The following is a 1,306-nucleotide window of genomic DNA, read 5'->3' as shown; positions in this document are numbered from 1 at the left end:
GGGCCGCGGGCCCGAGCCCGCCGGACGAGTCGGCGCGGGCTGCCCAAGCGGGCGGTAGGCGGTGGCGGCGCGCCTCATCCTTCCTTCCCCTCGACGCCCGCGCGGCCGCAATCGGCGCACGCGCCATGCAGCACCAGCTCCGCGCGCGCGACCGCGAAGCCGGCGGGCAGCGTCGGGGCGGCGGCGGGCACGTCCTCCAGGCAGACGATCTGTCCGCAACGCTCGCAGTGGAAGTGGGCGTGGCGGTGGTCGCCGTCGCGGCGGATCTCGAAGCGCCACGCGCGCTCGCCCCCGGCGATGCGCTGCGCGATGCCCTGTTCGACCAGCCAGTCGAGCGCGCGGTAGAGCGTGACGCGGTCGTGGCCGATGCCCGCGCCGTCGAGCGTGGCGCCGATCTCGTCGTGCGAGAGCGGGTGCGCGCTGCGCTGCAAGGCCTCGATCACCGCCACCCGCGTGCGCGTGACGCGACCCCCGTGCGCGGCGATGAGCTCGCGGGCGGAGTCGGCGGCGGCAGGGTGCTCGTGCGGGGGCATGCGAAAGCCTGTTGTGTGAGGGGTCTGGCGGAAAGATCGCGCTTGTGGCGGCGACGCCGCTTTTGATGCAACATTGTAGCATTAGATTCGTGTGGCCCGCGCTGCGCGGCTTTCGGCGCGCCCCACGCGCTCCCGCTCCTCACCCGTCCCGACTCGTTCCCCCATACGACCCACGATCATGCCGACCCGCCTTCATCTCTCCCTCCTCTCCGGCCTCCTCGCCCTCGTCGTCCCCGCCGCCGCGCTGGCGCAGTATGCGCATGGCGCACACGAGCACGGCGTCGCCGACCTGACCCTGGCGCTGGAGGGCCGCATGCTGCAGATCGAGCTGATCTCGCCGCTCGACAACCTCGTCGGCTTCGAGCACGCGCCGGCGAACGAGGCACAACGCGGCGCGCTCGCCGACGCCGAGCGCCGCCTGCTCGACGGCGAGGCGATGTTCGCCTTCAGCGCCGCGGCCGGCTGCGCGATCCGCGAGGTGGGGATCGAATCGCCCTGGCCGCAGAGCGGGCGCAATCACGACCACCGCCACGCGCACGATCATGCCCAGCCGACCCGCGGCGACCACGAGGACATGGTGGTGAGCTACGGCTTCGAGTGCGCCCACCCCGAGGCACTGCGCCAGGTCGAGCTGCGCGCCTTCGGGCACTTCCCGCGCCTGCAGCGCGTGCGCGCCGAGTTCGCCACCCCGCGCGGCCAGGGGGCGGGCGTGCTCACCCCGGACGCGGCCGCGCTCGCGCTGTGAGCGCAGCAGGGCGCGCCGACCCTGCGCC

The 1,306-nt window shown here is 74.3% G+C and carries 2 protein-coding genes; one reads left to right on the top strand and one right to left on the bottom strand.

Going from position 1 to position 1,306, the window contains the following annotated elements:
- Positions 1-74: 74 nt before the first annotated feature.
- Positions 75-533 carry a Fur family transcriptional regulator gene (locus C667_RS23030; RefSeq protein ID WP_004389022.1) on the bottom strand — a complete coding sequence of 153 codons (459 nt, stop codon included), beginning with the start codon at positions 531-533 and terminating at the stop codon, positions 75-77.
- 178 nt (positions 534-711) lie between these two features.
- On the opposite strand from C667_RS23030, the gene C667_RS23025 reads away from it, so the two are divergent.
- Positions 712-1,278, top strand: coding sequence for a DUF2796 domain-containing protein (locus C667_RS23025; protein ID WP_004389020.1), 567 nt, complete (start codon positions 712-714; stop codon positions 1,276-1,278).
- Positions 1,279-1,306 lie beyond the last annotated feature (28 nt).

The sequence above is a fragment of the Thauera phenylacetica B4P genome (assembly GCF_000310225.1).
Lineage (GTDB): Bacteria > Pseudomonadota > Gammaproteobacteria > Burkholderiales > Rhodocyclaceae > Thauera > Thauera phenylacetica.
This window is presented reverse-complemented; position numbering and strand designations above follow the sequence as displayed.

What these genes read in the sequence shown, in the direction of transcription:
- C667_RS23030 (WP_004389022.1), bottom strand. Translation starts at nt 533, where the DNA reads ATGCCCCCGCACGAGCACCCTGCCGCCGCCGACTCCGCCCGCGAGCTC.
- C667_RS23025 (WP_004389020.1), top strand. Translation starts at nt 712, where the DNA reads ATGCCGACCCGCCTTCATCTCTCCCTCCTCTCCGGCCTCCTCGCCCTC.